Source organism: Hymenobacter perfusus, assembly GCF_003944765.1.
GTDB classification, from domain to species: Bacteria; Bacteroidota; Bacteroidia; order Cytophagales; family Hymenobacteraceae; genus Hymenobacter; species Hymenobacter perfusus.
In genome coordinates this window covers 305,071-328,605 of record NZ_RWIU01000001.1, presented here as the reverse complement: position 1 = coordinate 328,605, position 23,535 = coordinate 305,071, and the positions used below count along the sequence as shown (strand labels likewise).

Sequence of the window (23,535 nt, the reverse complement as noted above, 5' to 3'; positions counted from 1 at the left end):
CAGGTAGGCCCCAAACGTAAGGGCCAATTCTGTGCACATTCTGTAGTTGTCAGGGACGGCTGGCTGCCGGCCCAAACCGGACGCACAGCGTATGCCGCGCCGGGTCCGGGGCGTACTCATACGTCACGGTGAAGCCATAAAAGGCCGTGATGCTCTGCACGATGGACAACCCCAGGCCGGGCGACTCGGACGCGGCGTTCTGTTTGCGGAACCGCTCGAAAAACTGGGCAGGCTCCTGCTGCGCCGCCAGGGTCGGGCCAGCATTGGTGATAACCAGCTCGGTGTCATTCAGGCGCACCCGCAGCAGTCCGCCCGGCTGGTTGTGCCGGATGGCGTTGTGCAGCAGGTTGCTGAGCAGCGAATCCGCCAGGGCCGGGTGCATGGGGAGTACCGGCTCGGCGCTGATTTGTACGTCCAACTGCAGGTTTTTCTGCTGCATAAACTCTTCCAGCTGCTCCAGCTTCTCGCGCAGCAGCCCGGCCAGCGGCACCGGCTGGGCGGCGGCAAACTGCTGGTTCTCAATTTTGCTGAGCAGCGTCAGGCCCTGGTGCAGGCGTGCCAGCCGCTGCACGGCCGCGTACAGGTCGCCCACCAGCGGGCCGGCCGGCGCGGGCAGGTCGGGCAGCTGGAGCAGCTGCTCCAGCTTGGCCTGCATGATGGCCAGCGGGGTGCGGGTTTCGTGAGCGGCGTTTTCCGTGAACTCCTTGAGCGTGGCGTAGTCGGCCGCGACCCGCTCGCTCAGCTGGGTGAGCGTGTGATTGAGCTGGGCAAACTCCTCGATGCGGGTAGCGGGCAGCTGCAGCACCTGGTGCTGGCGTACCTCGTAGCCGCGCAGCTGGTGCAGGGTCTGCTCAAACGGGGCCCACAGGCGGCGGGTCAGCCAGCGGTTGAGCAGCACCACGCCCAGCAGCAGCGTGCCCAGCACGCCCACCAACAGCAGCAGAATCAGGCGTTGGACTTCGTAAGTTTCTAGTAGGGCTTTACTCAGCAACACCCACTGGGTTTGCCCATTGAGCTGCAGCCGGAACGTGAGCTGACGGTAGGGCTCCAGCTCATTTTCCAGGGGTTCCAGCAGCAGGGTGTCGCGCAGGCCTTCCGGCTGCGGCTGCGCGCTGAGCTGCATGCGGCCCTCAAACAGGGTGCCGGGCAGGCGGCCGGTGCGCTGCACCTGTGCCCGCAGGTAGTCGCGCTGCTGAAACAGGCGCTCTTCCACCTCGCTTTGCAGCGTCCAGCGCACGCCGTAGTACAGCAGTACGCTGCCCACGGTGAAAAGCACGGTGGCCAGCAGCAGGTAGTAGCGGTTGGTGGCGGCCAGCAGCTTCATTCCGCGCTGAACTTGTAGCCCACCCCGTACACGGAGCGGATGTAGTCCCCGGCTCCTTTCTCCTGTAGCTTCCGCCGCAGGTTCTTCAAGTGGGTGTAAAGAAAGTCAAAGGAGTCGGCCGCATCGGCTGCGTCGCCCCACACGTGCTCGGCAATGGACTCCTTGGTCAGCACGCGGCCGGGCTGGGTGAGCAGGTAGAGCAGCAAGTCGAACTCCTTGCGCGTGAGCAGTACAGGCTCGCCGTTGACCAGCACCTGGGCCTGGTCGGGAAACACGGTCAGCTCCTGAAACAGCAGGTGGCGCTGCCCCTGAAACTGCCGCCGCCGGATGATGGCCTTCAGCCGGGCGCTCAGCTCCGAGAGGTGAAACGGCTTGGCCAGGTAGTCATCTGCCCCCAGCTCCAGGCCCAGTACCTTGTCGTCGAGCGCCCCCCGGGCCGAGATGATGAGCACGCCGGCCGGGGAGCGGTCCGCCTTGAGCGTGCGCACCACGTCCAGCCCGTTGCCGTCGGGCAGCGTCAAATCCAGCAGCACGCAGTCGTACTGGTAGAGCTTGATTTTCTCGTGAGCCTGCTCGTAGCTGGCCGCAGCCTCCACCACGTAGCCGTCCTGGCGCAGGTACTCCACCAGAGAGGTGCGCAGGGCCGGCTCGTCTTCTACAATCAGCAGCTTCACGGGAATGCAAGGTTAGGAACAGCGGAAAGGTAGCCGGCAATTCTGAAGACTTTCTGACGGCGGCCGCAAGCGGGCTTCCATGAAGGCAGAAACCAGAACAGTTCCCTCCGACCAGGGCTGCCAGTACACGACCACCCGCTTCCACGCCTTGGTTGCTAAACACGGGGCCGTGCAAAGTATGAGCCGGCGCGGCAACTGGTACTACAACGCCCACACCGAACCGTTTTGGAGCCGCATCAAAGCCGAATTGCTCGACGAGGGCAGTTGCCCCGGTGTGGCCGAAGTCAAGCTCGAAATCAGCCACCACATTGCTTGTTACAACGCCGAACAGCGGCATTCTTCGCTCAGCTACCAAGCACCTAACTACTTCAAAACCACTTTCAAACAACGTCCCAACGCTGTCCGGCTTAGCCAGAACACCCCAGTCGGCGGCGTGTAACTATCAGCCGTGCTGCCAGACGAGCGCAGCAAGCCGCATCCGGATCGGTTCTGTACCCGGTGGCGCAGGGTGCACGGATGCTGGTACCAATCTGCCTTTCGACGCGGTTTGCGGCGGGCAATGGTGACGACGTCGACCCCTTCCTAGCGAGGCAGAACACTTTGCTAATCTGCCCAAAAACTGTCCCCCAAAAAAGGAAAAGGCCCTCAGCGAGTAGCTGAGGGCCTTTTATGTGGTCGTGTAAGGAGTCGAACCTTAAACCTTCTGATTCGTAGTCAGATGCTCTATCCAATTGAGCTACACAACCGTTTTGTTTACCGCTGCGGGACCGTTGTTCCGTTTTGGTTGTGCAAAGATAGCAGGGAAAATTCCGGTGGTGCAAGCCAATGGCTAAAATACCCCGGAAAAAAGCCGGTGAAAGCCGGCAAGATGCTGAAATTCAGCTGGATTTTTTTCAGGAATTTTCTGCGCTTTTCGCCAGCGTGCGTTTCAAGGCCCGGTTGAAGAGGTAGTAGAGGCCAAAAACCGATACGGCCAGCAGCACCGCCACCAGTACCTTGCCCAGCGTACCCGTATCGGGGTCTTGGATGAGCAGCAACACATCCTGTGCTTTCGTGCCGAGCCAGTAGAAAAACAACGTGCGCGGCAGCATACCCACCACCGAGGCCGTCAGGAACTGCCGGCGCGGCACGCCTACTACGGCCAGAATAAAGGTGATGAGCGCAAACGGCAGTACCGGCGAAAGGCGCGTGAGTAACACCAGTCGCCAGCTGTCCTGGCGCAGTTCGTGCATCACGCTGTGGGCCTTCGGAAACCGCTCCAGCAGCCCGATGAGCTTGCCCTGGTCGAGGGAGCGGGCAATGAGGTAGCCCGCGTAGGCTGCCACCATGTACGTCAGCAGCATGCCCGGGAAACCGGCCCAGCCAAAATAAAAGCCCGTAACCAGTACCACCACCGTGGTGTGGGTGAGGGCAAACGTCATGGTAAAAGCCACCACCGCGAAATACAGCAGCATCTGCCAGGCCGTGGGGTGGGCCAGCCAAGTCTGGTTTTCGTGCAGGCTCCAGGCCAGGATACTGTCGCCGAGCAGAGGCAGCAGCGTGAGCAGCACTAGGGAAAGTAAAGTGGACTTATTCTGCTGAAACAGCTCTTTGAAAAACGCCATAGGTACCTACGCAAACGGGCCGGCCACAAGAGGCCGGCCCGAAGGTAACAACGTAAGAACGGCGCGGAAGGCTACGCTTCCGGCTCGGAGGCGGGGCCTTCCAGGGCCGGCTGGGTTTCATCGTCCTGCGTGCGGCCCCCAAAAAAGCGCCGAATGGCCGTCCAGGCTCCGGCCACCAGCGCCAGCACCACTTTCCAGAATTTCAGGATGAGCGCAAAGAAGCCCACTTTCGCCAGCACTTTGCCGGCTATCAGGCCGCCGATACCGTAAGCGGCTACCTCGTCGAGGTCAGGATTGAAATCGGCGTAGCGCAGGCCTTTGGCAAAAGCCACGCTCTGGATAACGGCCGGAATGGCCCCCTTGATTTCCGGGAGCTGGCCCGGCGTGCCCACCGCGTTGAGGTTGAGCACCCCCTTGCGGCCCAGCAGGCGCACGTTGTAGTTAAGCGTATTGACCTCTTCCTGGCCAAACCGCAGTTCCTTGGCCCAGTGCAGTACGTTCAGGCCCTTATCGTAGTAGGGCGTGGCGGCCCAGCCGACCAGCGTCACGGGCTCGTAGCCGGCTTCCACCCGCTCCTTATTGCTTTCCTCCGTATCCTCCTGCATGTCCTTGAGCAGGTCGTCGTAATCGATGTCGGCCGCGTCGTCGTCCTTCACGTAGCCCATCCCTTCATACTGCAAAACAAAAGCCCAGTTATTCTCGCTCGCGGGGCCCCGGTCGGCCGGAAACAGCATGCCCAGCGACTCGCCGCCGGGGTTGCCCCAGATCTGGGTCAGCAGCCGCTTGCTCTGGTCTGCATCGAGGTAGCGGAAGCCTTTGGGCACGGTCAGGTCGCCCAGGCTTTCGGGCAGTTTTACCAACCCGGTCTGATAGTGAAAAGTGCCGTTAATGGAATCCAGAACGGCTTTCTGCCGGGCGGCCGAGTCGGCGGCGGTGGGCAGGGTAGGGGCGGCATTGGTGCCGAGGTGGGCCACCAGCAAGGCAGCCAGGAGTAGTAGTTTTTTCAAGCTGCTACGGATAAAAGAAGGTGGATAAATGGTACAGCGAAAGATACTTGCCGGGCTTTCAGTCCTCCTAATCCGTTATGTGTATTTCGTGGAAAAATATAGTTACTTCCTCTGTGCATACCAGATGTAGGCTTGGTCGTGCGGCTCTCAGGAAAGCACCCTACCTTTGCCGGCCGGGCTCCCATCCTGCCCGTTCTCAACGCTCTACGATATGAAATTCGGAACCAAAGCCATTCACGCCGGCGTGCATCCCGACCCCGAAACCGGGGCCATCATGACGCCCATCTACCAGACCTCGACCTATGTGCAACGCTCCCCCGGCGACCACAAAGGCTTCGAGTACTCGCGCACCCACAACCCCACCCGCACCCAGCTGCAGGATGCGCTGGCGGCGCTGGACGGCGGCAAGCACGGCCTGGCCTTTGCCTCGGGCATGGCGGCCATTGACTGCATCGTGAAGCTGCTGCAACCCGGCGACGAGGTTATCAGCACCAACGACCTGTACGGCGGCTCCTATCGACTCTTTACCAAGGTGTACGCCACCTACGGTATCAAATTTCACTTTGTGCCCATGCACGACATGACGGCGGTGGAAGCGGCCGTGACGGAGCGCACCAAGCTGATCTGGGTGGAAACGCCTACCAACCCGCTGCTCAACATCATCGACATTGCCGCTGCCTCGGCCGTGGCCAAGAAAGCCGGCGCCTTGCTGGTTGTCGACAACACCTTCAGCACGCCCTACCTGCAAACTCCGCTGGAGCTGGGGGCCGATATGGTGATGTACTCGCTGACCAAGTACATGGCCGGGCACTCCGATACCGTGATGGGGGCCGTGGTAGTGAATGATGACGAGCTACACCAGCGCCTGAGCTTCTACCAGAATGCCTGCGGCGGTACGCCCGGCCCCCAGGACTGCTTCCTGGTGCTGCGCGGCCTCAAAACCCTGCACGTACGTATGCAGCGCCACTGCGAAAACGGCCGCAAAGTGGCCGAGTACCTCAAGGCCCACCCCAAAGTGGAGAAAGTATATTGGCCCGGCTTCCAAGACCACCCCAACCACACCGTGGCCGCCCAGCAGATGCGCGACTTCGGGGGTATGATTTCCTTCGTGCTGAAGGGTGACCGGAAGGAGGACGCCATTGCCTGCCTGGAGAAATTCGAGCTGTTTTCTTTGGCCGAAAGCCTGGGTGGCGTGGAAAGCCTCTCGGGCCACCCCGCCACCATGACACACGCCAGCATTCCGGCCGAGGAGCGTCGCAAAGCCGGCCTCTCTGACTCTCTTATCCGTCTGAGCGTGGGTATTGAGGACGTAGAGGACCTCATTGATGATTTGCAACAGGCCATCGGCTAAGTTTCCATCGAGGATATCAGCTATAACCAAAAACGCCGCCCGACAGATAGTCAGGCGGCGTTTTTGGTTTGTGGCGGCAGGGGCAATCTGGCGGGGGCAGGCGGTTCGTACGTTTGCTCTCAACTGCGTTTTATATGGTGCGTATTCTGCTTGCTTTTTTGGTTTGGGCGTCGGTGCTGGGCTGTGCTTCACAGAAAAACGACCCGGTACCCGCGCCTCCTGTTATGCCACCCGGTGCCCCCGTTCAGGCCGTTAGCTTTCTGGCACTTGGGGATTCCTATACCATCGGGCAGAGTGTGCCGGCCGAGGACCGGTGGGGTGTGCAGCTGGCCGATCTGGCTCAGGCCGAGGGAATACAGTCGCCCGATATTATTGCCCGGACCGGCTGGACTACCGGTGAGCTGCAGCAGGGCATTGCAGCGGCCAATAACTCGAAAACCTACGAGCTGGTGTCGTTGATGATTGGCGTAAACAACCAGTTTCGGGGGCTGCCGCCGGATACCTACCGCGTAGAATTTCGCCAGCTGCTGCAAACGGCCATCCGGTTTGCCGGCGGGCGGCCCCGCCGCGTGTTCGTGCTGTCGATACCCGACTGGGGCCAGTCGCCCTACGCTCGTAACCGCGACCAGGCGCGCATCAGCCAGGAAATAGACCAGTACAACGCCGTGGCCCGGGAAGAATGCACGAAAGCAACGGTAGAGTTTGTGGACATCACTGACCTGACCCGTGCCACCAACTATGACGCGGCCCAGTTTGCGCCCGATGGGTTACATTATTCCGGCCTGCACATGCGCCAGTGGGCCACCCGGGCATTGCCGGTTGTGCGCGCACTGGTGCAGTAAGTCAATGGCCTCAGATAAGAAAAATGAGCAGCCTCTGAGAGAAGCTGCTCATGACAATGTACACTAAGTGAAAGGCTACTAGTAATGCACCAGGCGCACTGAGTAAGAGCCGTCTGTAGTTCGGGCCAGATAGATTCCTGGCTTAACGGAACCGGCCGGCTGCCATACCACCGTACCATCGGCCCGGCTGGTGAGGTGAGCTACGGTGCGGCCTACCTGATCTGTAACGAGTATCTGCTGGCTCTGGCTGCGGGGGAGTTGAAACTGTACTTGATCATGAAATGGATTGGGGAAGGATGCTGCTAGATTAGACGGCCCAGAAGAAGTGACAGCCAATACCTGCGTAGTTACCAGGAAATTAAGTGTCTGGGATTCACTGCCGTTGAAAGGACACCCATTATCCTGCACCACTACCGGAATGGAATAGCGTCCCAACGGCAGGTTGTTGGGAACTTGCCAGGTGAGTTGCGCCTGCGTTGCTGAAATGCCCCGGAAAGAAACTCCCGGAACAGTAGTGGCTTCGGTGCTGAAGCGCAGTACCTGTCCCGCATCCTGATCGGTGGCCGCCAACTGTATGGTAAGCGTCTGGCCCGGCACAACACGCAGAATCTGGGTGACCGGCTGGGTAGTAGTGCCTACCAAGGCGGAGGTGAAGGACGGGTTGCGGTTGCCGGTACCACCAGAAACCGGATACATAATGTCTCGCATTACGCTGCCAATTTTCCGCCAGTTCCCGCCAATGCGCCGGTATTCCTCCACCCGGGCCGCCATGATGTAAAAACCGGCAGTCAGAGTGAATGGCACAGTAGATAACTCACCTCGGGCCGGGTCAATAGTGAAATGTGGCGTGGGTACAACGGGGATAGTTTGCGGACAAAAATCCGAGTTGCTTGTTCCCTGAGGCGTAATCATTCGGTACACCAGCGAGTCCCCATTAGCATCGTAGGCTGAAAAGCTGAAGCGGTGAAACTGATTGCCGCAGATGTATGGCAGCAGGGAGGAGGTAAAAACCGGGGAAGTATTCGGTGTCACACTTGCCGGGTCAATGGTCAACTCGGCGTCAGCGTAAAGGCTGTAGTTTCCGGAGTTAGATAAGTTCAGAATGCCAAAAGTGCGGTTTGCCTCCGCTATGCTGAGTGTCCAGTTGCCGGAGCTGGGCAGGGTAATATCGGCGGTATAAAGCTGCGCTTCAATGCCGGGGCCACCGGCGCACCGCACGTAGCCGGTATTAGTTTTGGATACTCGATTGAGTTGAAACGTAACGTTCGTGGGGTCAGTGGGGCTGCACGCGTTAAGGCGAGCGTACAGCGCGACGGTCTGCTCAAAGTCCACCGTGGTGTTGCCGCTGTTGTCGCGGTAGAGCTTGGCCGTAACCAGGTAGCGGCGCGGGTTTACCGGTGTAGCTGGGTACGGCGCATAGGTGATTTCGGCCCCTACAATGTGGGAAGCCTCCGCGCTGAATTCGAGCAGCAGCAGCCCAAAAATTAGCAAAAGCCGATACGCGTACGAGGTAGAAAGTGACATGTAGTACTTGCTGGAGTGATAGTGAGGCGATATACAGACTAAGCGGCGGCGGATTATTTCCCCCCCGCCGAAGAGTTGCTGTCCAGAATCTTGAGCAGCTCGTTGAGTTTGGGCGTCAGGATGATTTCGGTGCGGCGGTTGAGGGCCTTGTTCTGGGGCGAGTCGTTGGCGGCTACGGGTACGTACTGGCTGCGGCCCGAGGCCGTTACGCGGTCCGGCTGCACGCCGCCGGTGGTAAGCAGACGGGCAATTTCGGTGGCGCGCAGCACGCTCAGGTCCCAGTTGTCCTGCATAGCGCCGGCCGGCCGGCTGAAGGGCACGTTATCGGTGTGGCCTTCCACCACCACGTTCACATCGGGCTGCTGCTGGAGCACCGTGGCCAGCTGCTTGAGCGCCTCCTGGCCCTTGGGGTCCACTTTGGTGGAGCCCGATTTGAACAACAGCTGCTCGGAAAGCGAAACGTACACTTTGCCATCCTTCATCTTCACCTGCAGATCAGTGCCCTGGAAACCTCTTAAAGCATTGCTCACGCTGGCTTTAAGGGCATCCACAGCCTTATCCTTCTCGGCCAGGGCTTTCTGCAGTTCGGCCAGACGCGCCTCGCGGGCCGTGAGGTCGGCCGTGAGCTTATCGATGTCGGCGCGGCTCTTGCGCAGGTTGGTGTCCAGCTCGCCCAGCTCGGCTTCGCGGCGGGCCAGGTCCTTGGCTACCTTGTTGTAGTCGGCCGATTTATCGGCCATAGCCCGGTCAGAGTTCTTCAGCAGCTTATCGTAGCTGTCGGTGAGCTGGGTGTTGAGCTGCCGGGTGCGGCGTAGGTTACGGCCGGTTTCAGTGGAGTCATCCACGAGGCGACGCGTTTCTACCCGTAGCTGCGCCAGCTCATCGGAGGCTTTTTTAAGCTCCGTCACGGCCTGGCGCTGCTGGCGTTCCAGATCGGTTTTCGCTTGTTCGGTAGCCGTCTGACGGGCTTTCAGGTCGTCATATTTTTTGGAGGCCACGCAGCCCGGCAAAGCCGTAGCCGCCAGCAGCGCACCGAAAACAAAAGCAGGCAGGTTTTTCACAGGGAGGAAAGATTGAGCGTACAACTTCAGAACTGCGGCATCAGGCGCAGATGTATTGAACGGCAAGGTAAGCGGTGCCTGCCGGATGTACTACCGGCCGCTGCTTGAGTTGGGCTACTGCATCCTCAATCTTTGTCTTACCTTCATCCTCGTTTCGCGCTTTTGGATTCTGCCGTAACTTGCACCTTGGCCGCCGGGGCGCCGCCGCAACCGGCCTTTTCCTCTCTCACTGACCTAAGCATCCCATCTGAAATATGTCATCCTGGTTCAAGCGTAAAGAAAAAGGTATCGTCACGCCGACGGAGCAGAAAAAAGAGACGCCTGACGGCCTGTGGTACAAGTGCCCCGAATGCAAAACCGTGGCCACGATGGCCGAGCACAAACGCCTGCTCGCTACCTGCGGCAACTGTGGCCATCACGACCGGATTGACGCCGCCGACTACTTCGATTTCCTCTTCGATAATCACCAGTATCAGGAGCTGGACGCCGATATGCACTCGGCCGACCCACTGGGTTTTGTGGATACCAAGGCGTATCCGCAGCGCGTAGCTGCCACCGAAAAAAGTACCGGCCTGCGCGACGCCGTGCGCTCGGCCCACGGCCAGTTGAATGGCCTGGGCCTGGTGGTAGCTGCTATGGATTTCAAGTTTATCGGGGGCTCGATGGGCTCAGTGGTAGGGGAGAAGATTGCCCGCGCCATCGATTACGCCCGGCAGAACCGACTGCCCTTCCTGATGATTTCCCGCTCCGGCGGGGCCCGTATGATGGAAGCCGGCTTCTCCCTGATGCAGATGGCCAAAACCTCGGCCAAGCTGGCACTGCTTTCCGAAGCCGGCCTGCCCTATATTTCTCTGCTGACGGACCCCACCACGGGCGGCGTAACGGCTTCCTTTGCCATGCTCGGCGACTTCAATATTGCTGAGCCGGGGGCGCTGATTGGCTTTGCCGGGCCCCGGGTTATCAAGGAAACCATCGGCAAAGATCTGCCCAAAGGCTTCCAGAGCGCCGAGTTCGTGCTGGAGCACGGTTTCCTCGACTTTATTGTGGATAGGAAGGAACTGAAGCAGCGCCTCACCGATTTATTGACAATGCTTCAGCCTGTCGAAACGACTGTGCATGAGCCTGCTACAGTGGTAGGTTCTTAGCTGCGCCGTAGAGTCAGGCAAAAACGGCAAGCTTTTTGGCAAAGCCCGTCAAACGCGTATCCGGCGCGTCTGACGGGCTTTTTGCCGGGGCTCGGCGAAAGATGGCCGCTGGTACTTCGGGGCGTATAGGTTAGCTTCTATATTTGCCGAACATTTTTCGACCAACCACAGTAAAACCTGCGAAACCACATAAACCCGGTTTTTCTCTCTCACCCAAGTTTCCTTCAACATGACATCTCGCAATTCGCTCCTGACTTTGCTTATGGCCTTCGTGCTCTTCGTGAGTTCCTGTGCCACTACCCGCAACCCCAACATTCCGGAAGCCGATACCAACGGCACGGGTCCTCGCAAAACCGGCATGAGCAAAACCGCTAAAGGTGGCCTGCTCGGGGCTGGTGGCGGTGCCGTGGTTGGGGGTGTCCTGGGCCGCGTAATCGGTGGCAAAAACGGCACGGCTGCCGGTGCTATTATCGGGGCTGCCGTGGGTGGTACCGGTGGGGCACTCATCGGCCGCAAAATGGACAAGCAGGCCGAAGAACTGCAGCGTGATATGCAGAATGCCAAAGTGGAGCGCGTAGGAGAAGGTATTAAAATTACCTTCGACTCGGGTATCCTCTTCGACACCAACAAGAGCGACCTGCGGGCTGCTTCCATGACGGAAATCCAGAAAATGGCTGAAGTCCTGAAGAAATACCCTGATACCAACGTGCTGATTGAAGGCCACACTGATGCCAGCGGCTCGGACGCCATCAACCAGCCCCTGTCGGAGCGTCGGGCCCAGGCCGTGGCCAACTATACCACCTCGCAAGGGGTTGATGCTGCCCGCGTATCGACGCAGGGCTACGGCTCCAGCCAGCCTATCGGCGACAACACCACGGTGGAAGGCAAGCAGGCTAACCGCCGGGTAGAAGTTGCCATCTTCGCCAACGAGAAGATGAAGAAAGCCGCCGAAAAAGGTACGCTGTAAGCAACCTGTTTGCGCCATACGAAAAGCCACTCCGCCTGGGGTGGCTTTTCTGGTTTTTATCCTTATCCGAAGTGACTAAGCTCAGCGGTAAAAACAGGATTTTTACGCGTGGTGTATTGCAGAATACAAAAGGAGAAGTCTGCTGTAGGTGTCTTTTTTTCTGCTTTTCTGAAGAATTGAAAATGCCTGTTTAAGCAGGTTTAAGAGGTTTTTGATAATATTTACAGCCGGTTTGTCGTTTTTGGCAAGGTGGTTGCAAATTTTTGCTCAGAGCCGGATTCTTCGGGCTGGTTTTGTACCGGAGCCGTTTAGCTCCTCATTTTCTGCTTACTTCACACCAACACACTCTAACCTTTACCAAAACCATGAAAAATCTTCGTTCGTTGTACGCGCTGCTACTGGCGGTGCTGCTGTTGGGCAGCAACTACGCTGAGGCCCAAACGACTACTACCAAGAAACCCTGGAGCAAAACGGCCAAAGGCGGCATTATCGGTGGCCTGGGTGGCGCGGCGGGCGGTGCCGTACTGGGCCGCGTAATTGGTGGCAAGTCGGGTACGGCCAAGGGAGCCATTATTGGGGCTGCCGTGGGTGGTGCCGGTGGCGCGCTTATTGGTCGCCGCATGGATAAGCAGGCCGCTGAGCTGCAGAAGGAGATGTCGGGTGCCAAAGTGGAGCGTGTAGGCGAGGGCATCAAAATTACCTTCGACTCGGGCCTGCTGTTTGCCAAAAACTCTTCGTCGCTCACGTCTTCTGCTCAGGCCAACATCCAGGATCTGGCGAAAACCCTCGTCAAATACGGTGACACGAATGTCATCGTAGAAGGCCACACCGATACCAGCGGCTCCGATGCCATCAACGACCCGCTTTCACAGCGTCGGGCGCAGGCAGTCGCCAATTATACCCAACAGCAGGGCGTAGATGCCTCGCGCTTCACGGTAACCGGCTACGGCTCGAAGCAGCCCGTAGCTGACAACTCCACGGAAGCTGGCCGCGTGGCCAACCGCCGGGTGGAAATTGCCATCTTCGCCAACGAAAAGCTGAAGAAAGCCGCCGAAAAAGGCACTATCTAAGCTCTCGGAAGTAAGGATTTTTGGACGGCCCCGTCACCAGTCTGGTGGCGGGGCCGTACTGTTTCCAATACCTTCCGTCGCGTAGCTTTTATGTCTGTTACCTATAACGCCCCAGCCGCTGAGAAAACCCAGCAGAATCATGTTCTGCTGAACCAGTTTTACCCACCGCTCACCCTGGACAACCCGCGCAGGTCGCCCATGCGCGAACTGATTTCCACGGTTCTCTCGCACCGGACTACGCATGCCGATGAAGAGTTAGCATATGACCGGATGCTGGAGGCCTTTGGCGACTGGGCCGGGGTATTGGCCGCACCTACCGCCGAGCTGGCCCACGCCATCCGAACTACCCGCTGGCCCGATACGCAGGCTCCGCGTATTCAGGAGATACTGCGTCGCATTCAGGCGGAGCGAGGTGCGTTCGAGCTGGATTTTCTGGCCGACTGGCCGATGGAAAAAGGTATGGCGTGGCTAAATGATATGCCCGGCATTGGTTTGAAAACGGCCTCGCTGGTGCTGCTGTTTAACTTTCATAAGCCAGTGCTACCCGTGGATACGCACGTGCACCGCATTGCCCAGCGTGTGGGGATGATTGGTCCCAAAGCTTCCGCCGATAAAGCCCACCAAGTGCTACTGGAACAGTTGCCAAAAGATGCGCTGACGCTGCTCAACTTCCATAAGCACAACTACTGGCACGGGCAGAAAATCTGCTTTTTCGCCAAGCCCGACTGTGCGCGGTGTCCGCTCAAAGGCTTCTGCAACTACTACCTGGAGCACTATGGCCCGGCTACGCCCGCCGCATTAGCCGCCACGCCCGCCCGTTGGGACGCCGCATGGGGAGAGCTGGCGCACTGATTGGGGTTGTCCCAGCAACAGAGACAATATGACCAGCTACAAGCTTCGACTGGCTTTATAACCGTACGACTTCTCCGAGCCTAACCACCTGATGCGCTTGCCAAAGCGTCTGGACTGCGGTAGCAACTACTTACCACCATAATCCAGACGCTTGGACAAGCGCAGATTGACAGTTTTCATCAACGCTAATGGCCCTTCAGGGCCATTAACCCAGCGTTACCCATTCGCCATCATTTGGGGCAATTACCCTACTTGACAGGCTCTCCTGGGTGGCCAGGGCGCGTACCAGCGCCCGGTCCTCGGGGGCATGGTTGACGGCTTCCATATGCACAGCGTACACGGTGGCCTGGGGCGCAAAGCGGGCTGTTTGTATCACCTCGGCGGCCGTCATGGTGATGGGGGCGCCCATTGTGAAGCGGGTGCCACCCGCGTTAACCACTACGTTATTGGGCTGGTAATGGGTAAGTGCCTCGCGGACGTCGTCGCACCAAATGGTGTCGCCGGCAATGTATAGGCGCGTCTGCTCGGCTTCCACCACAAACCCCGATACGGTGCCCATCATTACGCCTACTTCGCCGGTGCCGTGCTGGCCCGTGGTGCGGTAAAAGCGGATGCCTTCCCATTCCAACTCGTCCTCAATGGGGAGAACCTGCGCAAAACCCTGTTCCTGCAGCAGCCTGGTGTCGGCGGGCTGGCATAGCAGCGGCAACTGCTTATCGAGCAGCTCCTGGGCCAGCGCATCCCAATGGTCGGGGTGGGTATGGGTAATCAGGACGGCATCAACGGCACGCAGCCACTCGGGCAACTCGTCGGCTGGAAATGGTAAGTCGACGAGTGGAATACGCCGGTCGTTGTCCGACATGGGTGCCGGGTCGTACTGGCCCTGCGGAGCCAGCATGGGGTCGACCAAAATGGTTTTGCCCGCCACTTGCAGCAGCAGGGAGGCGTTGCGGATGAATTGAACTTGCATTGCGGGAAGTAGTTGTGTAGTAAATTGTCCTGACCGGTTGTCCTGACCGGGCCAGTGCCCTTGGTCGACCAGGCAAAGGTCCTGGCTACTTGCCATCTGCCCCAAGAAGTTTACCTGTTGGTTACCCACTTATTTTCCCGATCTGCCCATGCGCCATACCTATCGTGAAATAGATGCCTGCGGGGTGAAAGTGGCGCTGAAGCTGTTGGCGGGCAAATGGACGCCGATTATCTTTTATCACCTGGGGGCTGGCCCACTGCGCTTTACCGAGCTGTGGCACGAAATTCCGCGGGTATCCAAGAAGGTGCTGGTGGTGCAGCTGCGCCAGCTGGAAGAAGCCGGGCTGGTAGCGCGCTCGGTCCACAACGGCTTTCCTCCCGAAGTCAGCTACCAGCTCACCCCGAAAGGGGCGGGGCTGGTTCCCATCATGCAAAGCCTCGACCAGTGGGCCATGACCCACATAACCGAGGCCGTGCATATTGCCTGAACCCAGGCCAGAACGGGCCAGATTAGCCCAGGAAAGCTGTTTTGTGCTGCCTGACCCACTCTTCAATGGGCGTCATAGCCACGGGTAGCTTGGCCAGAACAGCGGGCATTTCTTCTGAGAACAAGGTCGGGAACGGTCGGTTGTCCACCATGCTTTGGTAGAAGCCCTCCACGCCGCGGGCGGCGTCTTCGGGAATGAAGGTTTTGAGGATGTCGCCAAACTCGCGCGGCGGCATGGCATAGTAGCTGATGGGCTCGCCCAGCCCGGCCGAGAACTTGGCCGCCAGCGCATCGCCAGTCAGGTTTTCGAGGCCGCTCACTCGGAACGACTGCCCGGCCAGCTCGGGGTGGTAGATGGCATCGGCTACCAGCGCGCCTACATCGCGCGAGGTAATCCAGCCGATGGGCATCTCCTCCAGAGTAGGGTACGCCACCTGCCGCGCTTTTCGGATGTAGTTGACGGTGTAGGGGGCCAGTAGGTTTTCGGCGTACACGGATGGCTCTATCAGGATGTAGGGCACGCCACTGGCCTGCAGATACGCCTTGATTTCCTGTTTGCCGTCGATGGTGGGGGCGCCGGTTTTGTGCGGCACGAGAAACCCGCTGGTGTTCCAGACCAGGATTTTGACGGCCGCCTGCCTGGCCGCGTCAATAGCGTGTTTGGCATACTGCACGCCATCGGCCGGATTGGGCAGGGATACCGGAATGAGCAGCGACACCGCATCCATGCCTTCGGTGACCTCGCGGAGACGCGCCGCATCTGCCAGGTTGGCCTGCACGGGCGTAACGCCGACCTGCGTGAGTGTGGCCACGCCGGTTTCGGAGCTGGTAGTGGCGTATACCTGAGCTCCCTTTTGCTGCAGGGCCGCCAGAACGGGAAATTGCTGGGAGCCGGTGGCCCCGTAAACTAGTACCTTCATGTTCGGTTGTTGAGTGGCGTAAACGGAGCACAACATTACGGCCTGTTTCCCCCTCCCGAACCATCACTATCCCGCCGGATACTACTATCCTGGCGGATAGTGCCGGTTTCATTACCCCGTGTTTTTATGCCTAAAAAGGAAGAATGCATCCACTACGTCCGGCCCGTACGTGATGTGCTGGAGCTGCTGGCCGGTAAGTGGAAAGTGCCCCTGCTCGTTGCGCTGGCTGTCCGAAGCCGGAAGTTCAATGAGCTGGAGCGGCTGCTGGAAGGCATTACCCCTCGGACCCTTTCCAAAGAGCTGAAAGGCCTGGAGGTAAATGAGCTGGTACAGCGTATCGTCTGCGCGACTACGCCCGTAACGGTTGAGTACAGTCTGACGGCGTACGGTGATACCTTCGAGGACGTTATTGCCACGCTGCGCAGCTGGGGGCTTACGCACCGGGCCCGCCTACTGGAGCGCACCGAGCCGGAACAAACCACATTCATGTGCGGGAATCTGGCAGAGTAGCCTGAGGTGGCCTGTCTGAGTAAGCTGGATAAAGTTGAACCGTGGTGGCAACCGCCCAAATAGGTAGTGCACCTTGTCTTGCTTCCTGGGCGAGAAGCCTGCGGTTATAGAACGGTGGTTAGCGGCTCCACCGGATTCCGTTTGTCCGTTTCCCGGGAGGACCTTGCTTGGTTTGCCGTTATTTGTTGTCTGCTCTCCGTTGTGCAATAATTGGGGGGGGACTGGTAGCATCCGACGTGTTAGTCGCCTCCCGCTAGAAAATGCGTAGTCAGCAACAGCCTGACCACGAAAAACGAGCACCTTATAATCACGAACAGGCCATGCGCTTAGTCAATCATCCGGTCCTGTGCAATTACTACGTCACCTACCGGTGCAATGCCAAGTGCTCCTTCTGCGACATCTGGGAAAAACCCTCGCCCTACATTACCCTGGCCGATGTGGAGCAGAACCTGCGCGACCTGAAGCGGCTGGGCGTGTCGGTGGTGGACTTTACGGGTGGCGAGCCGCTGCTACACCGCCAGATTCATGAGTTTGTAGGCTTAGCGCATGATATGGGCTTTATCACGACGCTGACCACCAACTGCCTGCTGTACCCGAAATACGCTGAGCGGCTGCGCGGAAAGGTAGATATGCTGCATTTCTCGCTTGATTCATCAGAAAAAGAAGTCCACGACAAAGGCCGGGGCGTAGCGTGCTTTGATTTCGTGCTGGAAAGCATTCGGGTGGCGCGGGAGCTGGGCGAGCGGCCCGACGTGCTGTTCACGGTGTTCCGCGAGAATCTAAAGGATCTGGAGCGGGTATACCACGAAATCACCCGGCCTAATAAGCTGGTCCTGATCCTCAACCCGGCCTTCGAGTACAACGCCGTGGCCGCCGGCGAACAGCTCACGCCCGCCGAGCTGGATTACCTCTCGGCCTTTGGCAAGCGGCCCGGCGTGTACCTGAACGAAGCCTTCATCCAGCTACGTCGCGACGGAGGTAACCACGTCGCGGCACCGGTGTGCCGGGCGGCCAGTACCACGCTGGTTATCTCCCCCAGCAATGAGCTGGTACTGCCCTGCTACCACCTGGGCGAGCAGAAATTCCCCATCGAAGGTGGCCTGCACGCGCTGTACAACTCAGCCGAGGTGCGCCGTTTGGTAGCGCTGGAAGGCCGGCTGCCGCAGTGCGAAGGCTGCACCATCAACTGCTACATGCAGCCCAGCTTTGCCGTGGAAACCAGCAAATATTTCTGGCAGGCCTTACCCAGCACCCTCAAGTACAACTGGGAAAAAGGTACCTGGAAGCGCATGCTGACGCGGTAGCGAGGCCATGTGCAGTTGCCCATCTGCCCGCGCAAGCAGTCCGGCCCGCCCAATTGCCAACTTCCCGACTCTTAAACTCCCCAACACTACCCGAATGCCTGCTCTTATTCTACCCGTTCAGGGAAAATACCCCGAAATCGGCCCCGACTGCTACCTGGCCGACAACGCCACCATAGTGGGCGACGTGACGCTGGGGCGCGACTGTACCGTGTGGTTCAATGCCGTGGTGCGCGGTGATGTGAACAGTATCCGCGTCGGCGACCAGACCAATATTCAGGATGGGGCCGTGATTCACTGCACCTACCAGAAGGCGGCCACCATCATCGGTTCCCGCGTCAGCATCGGCCACAAAGCCATTGTGCACGGCTGCACCGTGGAAGATGACGTGCTCATTGGGATGGGAGCCATTGTAATGGACCAGGCCGTAGTGGGGGCGGGGTGCATTATTGCGGCCGGGGCCGTAGTGCTGGAAAATACACAGTGCGAATCGGGCTATCTGTACGCCGGGGTGCCAGCGCGAAAAATCAAGCCCGTGAGTGAAGCCCAGCGAGCCGGGATGCAGCAAACGGCTGCCAACTATGTGATGTACGCCGGCTGGTTCCGGCCGGAGCCACAATAGTCTTGCCGCACCAGAATGCACAAAAAAGCCTCCGTACGGAGGCTTTTTTGTGCATTCTGGTGCGGATTGAGTCGGGCTAGAGTGTCAGCGTTTCGCCGTTGTCTTCCAGCCGCTCCTCCGCTGTTGTCACGCGCAGCTGCACGAGCTCCACGGAGCGCCGGGAGCGTTTCAGCACCCGGAACTCGTAGTTATCGAGCATGGCCACGTCGCCTACTTCCGGGATGTTGCCATAAAGCACATTGAGCAGACCGCCTACCGTTTCATAGTCGTCGCCCTCGGGCAGCGGATAGGGCAGATACTCGTTGGCGTCAGAAATCGGGGTAGCCGTATTCACGCGGTAATCGGTTTCCGATACTTTTTCCACTACCGGCACCTCGTTGTCGTACTCGTCCTGGATTTCGCCCACCAGTTCCTCCATGATGTCCTCGATGGTCACGATGCCCGAGACGCCACCGAATTCGTCGCTGACGATGGCCATGTGCATGTGCTTGCGCTGGAACTGACGCAGCAGGCGGTTGATTTTCTTGGTTTCGGGTACGAAGTAGGCCGGCCGCATGATCTTGGGTAGCTCAAGCGGCTCGTTGCGCCGGATAATCTGGAGCAGATCCTTCACGTAAAGCACGCCCACGATATTGTCGATGTTGCCTTCGAACACCGGAATGCGCGAGTAGCCCTCGTTGTACACCATTTCCAGGATGCCATCCTGAGGCGTATTCATATCAATGGCAGCCAGCTTGGTGCGGGGCACCATAATCTGCTTCACCATTCGGTCGTTGAACTCGAACACGTTTTCCAGCAATTCGTGCTCCGACTCCTGGATTTCACCGCTCTGCTTGCTCTGGTCAAGCAACAGGCGCAGCTCCTCCGACGTATGTACTTCTGAGCCGTGGGTGGCATTGCCACCAAACAAACCGGCCACCATATTCGACAGTCGGTCGAGCACCCAGATCAGCGGAAAGGTGATGAAGGCAAATGCCCGCAACGGAATGGCAATAGCCATGGAGGTGGTTTCGGGCTTTTGAATAGCCAGCACCTTGGGCGCCTGCTCCCCCAGCACAATGTGCATAATGGTGATGAGCGTGAACGACGTGGCAATGGCAATCTGGTGAACCACGGTAGGCGTGAGCGTCAGGCCCAGCCGGTCGATGATGGCGAGTACCACGGCTGCTACCACGCTTTCACCTACCCAACCCAGTGCCAGCGACGCTACCGTAATGCCCAGCTGCGTAGCCGATAGGTAGTAGTTGAGGTCGTGCAGCATGCTCTGCACGAGCTTGGCCAGCCGGTTCCCGCTCTGCGCCTTAATGTCTATCTGCGACGGGCGAACTTTAACGAAAGCAAACTCTGCTGCCACAAAAAACCCGTTCAGCAATACCAGCAGAACGGTAAAAACGATGTTTAAGATCATAGGTACGGCAACTCAGGCTCACGCGGCCCAGTTGCCTTTATGAAACAAAAGTACGTGATTCCGGGCAAGCAGTTGGCGCGCCGTAAGGCTTTGCCCAAATTCGAGGGTAGCGGCACACTAAAAAACTGATAAACTCGCCCGGCTGTTAGGGTTTCTACCGACCTTTGTGGGTCTGCATTTTCGCTGTTTTCATTTCGCTGATGTTCTTCCGAAATTATTTTCTGCTGCCATTCCTGCTCGTATTGAGCATGGCGGGCAGTGCTGCCGCCCAAATTCTGCAGCCCACCAAGCTTTCCACGGCTCTCAGCAAGCCTGCTGCCAGGGTTGGCGAGGAACTGGACCTTATCGTAACGGCCCGCATCGACGACAAGTGGCACCTCTATGCCACCGACTTCGACCCCGATCTGGGCCCGACGGTGTTCACCTTCACCTTCGCTAAAAGCCCGGCCTACGAGCTGGTTGGCGCGCCTAAGTCCATCGGGGCCACCAAGCATTACGATGACGTATTCAAGGGCAACGTCACGTACTTCGAGAAAACCGGCCGCATTACCCAGCGCATCCGGGTGCTACAGCCCGGCTCACTCACTATCAAGGCCGAAACCGAATTTCAGAGCTGCACCGATGTGGACGGCCGTTGTATTCCCGGCGAAGAAAGCCTGAGCTTCGGCCCGATTGAGGTAACCGGCACCGCTGCTGTTCCGGCTACTCCGGCTGCCACCAAAGGCACTACCGGTACCGTTACGCCGGTTTCCACGCCCGCCGCCGGTGTACCTACCGCTTCAGCGGATACAGGTGCTACTCCTGTGGCAGTATCACCCGCAACCCCAGCCACCGCCGACACTACCCCAGCCGTTACCGCCGCGCCCGCCGTTGCCGAAGCGGCTGTAGCTTCGGGGGCTACTACCGCCTTGGAAGGCAACAGTTTGTGGGGCTTCGCGCTGCTGGCGTTTCTGTCGGGACTGGGGGCATTACTTACGCCGTGCGTGTTTCCGCTCATTCCCATGACGGTTTCCATTTTTACGAAAGGCTCCGCTAACCGTCGGCAAGGTATCCTGAAGGCGTTGGTCTATGGCCTGTCCATCATCTTTATTTACGTGGTGGTGGGGCTGCTGACTACTGTATTACTCGGGGCCGACGGCCTCAACCTTATCAGTACCCATTGGCTGCCTAATCTGATTTTCTTCGCGGTTTTTGTGGTGTTTGGCCTCTCGTTTCTGGGCTTGTTTGAAATCACGCTGCCGCATGGCATGGTTAATAAGATTGATGAACAGGCCGATAAAGGCGGTTGGGCCGGGGTGTTTTTTATGGCTCTCACGCTGGTGGTCGTGTCCTTCAGCTGCACCGGCCCCATCGTGGCGTCTATTCTGACGATGGCCGCGCAGGGCGAAAGAATTCAGCCGGTTGTCGGAATGCTGGGCTTCTCCCTGGCGTTTGCCCTGCCCTTCATGCTGTTTGCGCTGTTCCCGACCTGGCTGAAAAGCCTGCCTAGCTCCGGCGGCTGGCTAAACACCGTGAAAGTAACGCTGGGCTTCGTGGAGCTGATGCTGGCCCTCAAATTCCTGAGCATGGCCGACCTGGCCTACCACTGGAACCTGCTCCCGCGCGACATCTACTTGGTCCTCTGGATTGCGCTGTCGGGTTTGCTGGGGGTGTACCTGCTGGGCCGCTTCAAACTCTCTCATGATTCCGACCTCTCGCACCTGAGCGTGGGCCGGCTGCTGATGGCCGTGCTGGCCTTCAGCTTCATGACCTACCTGGTGCCCGGCCTGTTCGGGGCGCCGCTGCCGCTGCTGGCTGGCTACCTACCCCCCCAGAGCCGTAATGACTTCTCCCTGGCCGCTTCCTCCGAAGCCCCGGCCGTGTCGGCCGGCACCACGCCCGATGCGCAGTGCGAAGCGCCACGCTACGCTGAGTTTCTGGAATTGCCGCATGGTTTGCAGGGCTTCTTCGATCTGGAACAGGCCAAGCGCTGCGCCAAAGCCCGCAACAAACCTATTTTCATCGATTTCACGGGCCATGCCTGCGTCAATTGCCGCAAGATGGAAGCCACCGTCTGGAAAGATCCGGAAGTACTGCGCCGCCTGCGCAACGACTTTGTAGTGGTAGCCCTGTACGTGGATGACAAAGCCCCGCTGCCTCGCAACGAGTGGTATACCTCTGCCCACGACCACAAGGAAAAAACCACGCTCGGTAAGAAAAACGCCGATTTGCAGCTAACTGGCTTCAACGTGAATGCCCAGCCGTACTACGTGCTGCTCGACCCCAATGCCCCCGCCGACCTGGCCCACGTACTTACGCCGCCCATTGCCTATGAGCCCGATGTAGCCGGCTTTGTAAAATTTCTGGATGCCGGGCTGGCCCGTTACCGACAGCAGGTAACCACCCGCTAAAGCCAAATGGCTAATAAAAACCCCGCTTCCGAGCATAGTCCGGAGCGGGGTTTTTATCTTTCCGAACCATCCGTTTATTCGCACTCTGCCATGTTATTCAGTCGTTTCTTCCGCACCGCCCTTCTGGCTGCGCTACTTGCCTCCCCCGTGCTGTTGCAGGCGCAGTCGGCTACCCCGGCTACTGCCGCCCCCGATGCGTCCCGTATCACGCTGGTTATCCATGGTGGCGCCGGCACCATCACCCGGGCCCTGATGACGCCTGAGAAGGAAAAAGCCTATCAGGATGCGCTGAATCAGGCGCTGGATGCCGGATATGCCGTACTCAAGAAAGGTGGTACCGCCCTTGATGCCGTAGAGGCATCCGTGCGGTTCATGGAAGATTCGCCCCTGTTCAACGCCGGTAAAGGAGCCGTCTTCACCCACGATGGCCGCAATGAAATGGATGCCGCCGTTATGGACGGCCGCAACCTGGCCGCCGGCTCCGTGGCCGGCGTTACAGTAGTGCGCAACCCCATCCGGGCGGCGCGGGCGGTTATGGAGCAGTCGGAGCATGTGTTGCTGACCGGCCCTGGAGCCGAGCAGTTTGCCCGCGAAAAAGGGTTGGACATAGTGCCGCCCAGCTACTTCTACACCGAAGCCCGCCACCAGCAACTTCAGCAAGCCTTGGCCGAGGAACGCAAAGCCGGCACCCCGGATCAGCTGAACACGCCTGCGGCCACTCCCGAAAAGAGTAAAGTGAAGCTGAAAGGTGGCAAGCCCCAGAGCACTGCCTTGCCCGAAAGCCAGATTTTCACGGAAGGAAAGAAGTACGGTACCGTTGGCGCTGTCGCCCTCGACCAGTTCGGAAACCTGGCCGCCGCCACTAGTACCGGCGGCATGACCAACAAGCGCTACGGCCGCGTCGGCGACGCCCCTATCATTGGCTGTGGTACTTACGCCGATAATCAGTCCTGCGCCGTGTCGTGTACCGGCTGGGGCGAATACTTTATCCGGGCCACCGTGGCGCGAGATATAGCCGCCCGGGTGGAGTACCTGCACCAGCCGCTGGCGGAGGCTGCTCAGGCCACGTTGGATAAAGTGGGGAAGATGGGCGGCGACGGTGGGCTGATTGCCCTAGACCGGCAGGGAAATATCACCTTGCCTTTCAACTCAGCCGGCATGTATCGAGCCTATATCAAGGCCAATGGCGAGCGGCAGGTCCAGATCTACAAATGAGTTCTGGGACCTGCCGGGTCAGATTCTGACCAAAAAAAGGCTTCGAGCAATTGCCCGAAGCCTTTTTTGTTTTTATCAGTGTTTTTCCGGCCGGAAAAGGTGAACTTTGCGGCCTGATTGCAAAAAGCCGGTGTGAAAGCTGCAAAAATGATGATGGACCGGATAGAAAAAGAAAAGGCGGCACCCACCCAGATGCCGCCTCTCGATTCAGAACGTACCCACCCAGATACGTCCCGTTTTCCCTCCTCACATTATCCACCCAATTTTCTTTCCTGCTGTAGAAGAAGGATTC

Annotated in this window: 22 protein-coding genes and 1 tRNA gene; 13 read left to right on the top strand and 10 right to left on the bottom strand. The window is 58.8% G+C overall.

Features of this window, described 5'->3' with window-relative positions; translation table 11 throughout:
* Positions 1-49: 49 nt before the first annotated feature.
* Positions 50-1,324 (bottom strand): sensor histidine kinase, encoded by a 1,275-nt coding sequence (locus tag EI293_RS01405; RefSeq protein ID WP_125435009.1) that lies wholly within the window; start codon positions 1,322-1,324, stop codon positions 50-52.
* Positions 1,321-1,998 carry a response regulator transcription factor gene (locus EI293_RS01400; RefSeq protein WP_125435006.1) on the bottom strand — a complete coding sequence of 226 codons (678 nt, stop codon included), beginning with the start codon at positions 1,996-1,998 and terminating at the stop codon, positions 1,321-1,323. Before EI293_RS01400 ends, EI293_RS01405 begins: the two co-directional genes overlap by 4 nt.
* Before the next feature lie 79 nt (positions 1,999-2,077).
* On the opposite strand from EI293_RS01400, the gene EI293_RS01395 reads away from it, so the two are divergent.
* Positions 2,078-2,437 carry an integrase core domain-containing protein gene (locus tag EI293_RS01395; RefSeq protein ID WP_125435003.1) on the top strand — a complete coding sequence of 120 codons (360 nt, stop codon included), beginning with the start codon at positions 2,078-2,080 and terminating at the stop codon, positions 2,435-2,437.
* Between the two features lie 233 nt (positions 2,438-2,670).
* On the opposite strand, the gene EI293_RS01390 is transcribed toward EI293_RS01395, so the two are convergent.
* The 3 genes from EI293_RS01390 to EI293_RS01380 all read right to left on the bottom strand — a co-directional run bounded on the left by EI293_RS01390 (position 2,671) and on the right by EI293_RS01380 (position 4,609).
* Positions 2,671-2,744: transfer RNA gene (locus EI293_RS01390), tRNA-Arg, on the bottom strand.
* Positions 2,745-2,891: 147 nt separating this feature from the next.
* On the bottom strand, positions 2,892-3,602 hold the full coding sequence (locus tag EI293_RS01385; protein WP_125435000.1) for a TVP38/TMEM64 family protein: 711 nt from the start codon (positions 3,600-3,602) through the stop codon (positions 2,892-2,894).
* Positions 3,603-3,673: 71 nt separating this feature from the next.
* The gene (locus tag EI293_RS01380; protein ID WP_246010499.1) at positions 3,674-4,609 is read right to left on the bottom strand and encodes a DUF2167 domain-containing protein; all 936 of its coding nucleotides are present in this window, start codon (positions 4,607-4,609) and stop codon (positions 3,674-3,676) included.
* 211 nt (positions 4,610-4,820) lie between these two features.
* Here EI293_RS01380 and EI293_RS01375 point away from each other — a divergent pair, with 211 nt between their 5' ends.
* Both EI293_RS01375 and EI293_RS01370 read left to right on the top strand, forming a co-directional pair.
* Positions 4,821-5,960, top strand: a complete 1,140-nt coding sequence (locus tag EI293_RS01375) for a cystathionine gamma-synthase (RefSeq protein WP_125434996.1) — start codon at positions 4,821-4,823, stop codon at positions 5,958-5,960.
* Positions 5,961-6,184: 224 nt separating this feature from the next.
* Entirely contained in the window at positions 6,185-6,802 is a 618-nt protein-coding gene (locus EI293_RS01370) for an SGNH/GDSL hydrolase family protein (RefSeq protein WP_246010498.1), read from the top strand.
* A 78-nt stretch (positions 6,803-6,880) separates the two neighbouring features.
* Here the strand turns inward: EI293_RS01370 and EI293_RS01365 are convergent, their stop codons facing one another.
* Both EI293_RS01365 and EI293_RS01360 read right to left on the bottom strand, forming a co-directional pair.
* Entirely contained in the window at positions 6,881-8,326 is a 1,446-nt protein-coding gene (locus tag EI293_RS01365) for a hypothetical protein (RefSeq protein ID WP_125434992.1), read from the bottom strand.
* A gap of 53 nt (positions 8,327-8,379) precedes the next feature.
* A complete protein-coding gene (locus tag EI293_RS01360) occupies positions 8,380-9,387 on the bottom strand; it encodes an OmpA/MotB family protein (protein WP_246010497.1) in 1,008 nt (335 codons plus the stop codon).
* A gap of 254 nt (positions 9,388-9,641) precedes the next feature.
* On the opposite strand from EI293_RS01360, the gene accD reads away from it, so the two are divergent.
* The 4 genes from accD to EI293_RS01340 all read left to right on the top strand — a co-directional run bounded on the left by accD (position 9,642) and on the right by EI293_RS01340 (position 13,421).
* Complete coding sequence (accD, locus tag EI293_RS01355) at positions 9,642-10,532, top strand: acetyl-CoA carboxylase, carboxyltransferase subunit beta (protein ID WP_125434990.1); 891 nt, start codon at positions 9,642-9,644, stop codon at positions 10,530-10,532.
* Between the two features lie 229 nt (positions 10,533-10,761).
* Positions 10,762-11,499 carry an OmpA family protein gene (locus tag EI293_RS01350; RefSeq protein WP_246010496.1) on the top strand — a complete coding sequence of 246 codons (738 nt, stop codon included), beginning with the start codon at positions 10,762-10,764 and terminating at the stop codon, positions 11,497-11,499.
* A gap of 365 nt (positions 11,500-11,864) precedes the next feature.
* Positions 11,865-12,569, top strand: coding sequence for an OmpA family protein (locus tag EI293_RS01345; protein ID WP_125434988.1), 705 nt, complete (start codon positions 11,865-11,867; stop codon positions 12,567-12,569).
* A gap of 90 nt (positions 12,570-12,659) precedes the next feature.
* A complete protein-coding gene (locus EI293_RS01340; protein WP_125434986.1) occupies positions 12,660-13,421 on the top strand; it encodes an endonuclease III domain-containing protein in 762 nt (253 codons plus the stop codon).
* Between the two features lie 205 nt (positions 13,422-13,626).
* Here EI293_RS01340 and EI293_RS01335 read toward each other — a convergent pair whose 3' ends face one another.
* Complete coding sequence (locus EI293_RS01335; RefSeq protein ID WP_125434984.1) at positions 13,627-14,391, bottom strand: MBL fold metallo-hydrolase; 765 nt, start codon at positions 14,389-14,391, stop codon at positions 13,627-13,629.
* Positions 14,392-14,539: 148 nt separating this feature from the next.
* On the opposite strand from EI293_RS01335, the gene EI293_RS01330 reads away from it, so the two are divergent.
* Positions 14,540-14,878 carry a winged helix-turn-helix transcriptional regulator gene (locus tag EI293_RS01330; RefSeq protein ID WP_125434982.1) on the top strand — a complete coding sequence of 113 codons (339 nt, stop codon included), beginning with the start codon at positions 14,540-14,542 and terminating at the stop codon, positions 14,876-14,878.
* Between the two features lie 22 nt (positions 14,879-14,900).
* On the opposite strand, the gene EI293_RS01325 is transcribed toward EI293_RS01330, so the two are convergent.
* On the bottom strand, positions 14,901-15,797 hold the full coding sequence (locus EI293_RS01325; RefSeq protein WP_125434980.1) for an SDR family oxidoreductase: 897 nt from the start codon (positions 15,795-15,797) through the stop codon (positions 14,901-14,903).
* A 126-nt stretch (positions 15,798-15,923) separates the two neighbouring features.
* Between EI293_RS01325 and EI293_RS01320 the strand changes: the two genes are divergently transcribed.
* From EI293_RS01320 to EI293_RS01310, 3 genes are all read left to right on the top strand, one after another.
* Positions 15,924-16,307, top strand: a complete 384-nt coding sequence (locus tag EI293_RS01320) for a winged helix-turn-helix transcriptional regulator (protein WP_125434978.1) — start codon at positions 15,924-15,926, stop codon at positions 16,305-16,307.
* Between the two features lie 320 nt (positions 16,308-16,627).
* Complete coding sequence (locus EI293_RS01315) at positions 16,628-17,611, top strand: radical SAM protein (protein WP_125434976.1); 984 nt, start codon at positions 16,628-16,630, stop codon at positions 17,609-17,611.
* Between the two features lie 94 nt (positions 17,612-17,705).
* Positions 17,706-18,230, top strand: coding sequence for a gamma carbonic anhydrase family protein (locus EI293_RS01310; protein WP_125434974.1), 525 nt, complete (start codon positions 17,706-17,708; stop codon positions 18,228-18,230).
* Positions 18,231-18,306: 76 nt separating this feature from the next.
* Here EI293_RS01310 and EI293_RS01305 read toward each other — a convergent pair whose 3' ends face one another.
* The gene (locus EI293_RS01305) at positions 18,307-19,638 is read right to left on the bottom strand and encodes a hemolysin family protein (protein WP_125434972.1); all 1,332 of its coding nucleotides are present in this window, start codon (positions 19,636-19,638) and stop codon (positions 18,307-18,309) included.
* A gap of 200 nt (positions 19,639-19,838) precedes the next feature.
* On the opposite strand from EI293_RS01305, the gene EI293_RS01300 reads away from it, so the two are divergent.
* Both EI293_RS01300 and EI293_RS01295 read left to right on the top strand, forming a co-directional pair.
* Positions 19,839-22,028, top strand: a complete 2,190-nt coding sequence (locus tag EI293_RS01300; RefSeq protein WP_125434970.1) for a protein-disulfide reductase DsbD family protein — start codon at positions 19,839-19,841, stop codon at positions 22,026-22,028.
* A 90-nt stretch (positions 22,029-22,118) separates the two neighbouring features.
* The gene (locus tag EI293_RS01295) at positions 22,119-23,243 is read left to right on the top strand and encodes an isoaspartyl peptidase/L-asparaginase family protein (RefSeq protein WP_125434968.1); all 1,125 of its coding nucleotides are present in this window, start codon (positions 22,119-22,121) and stop codon (positions 23,241-23,243) included.
* Positions 23,244-23,535: the final 292 nt, after the last annotated feature.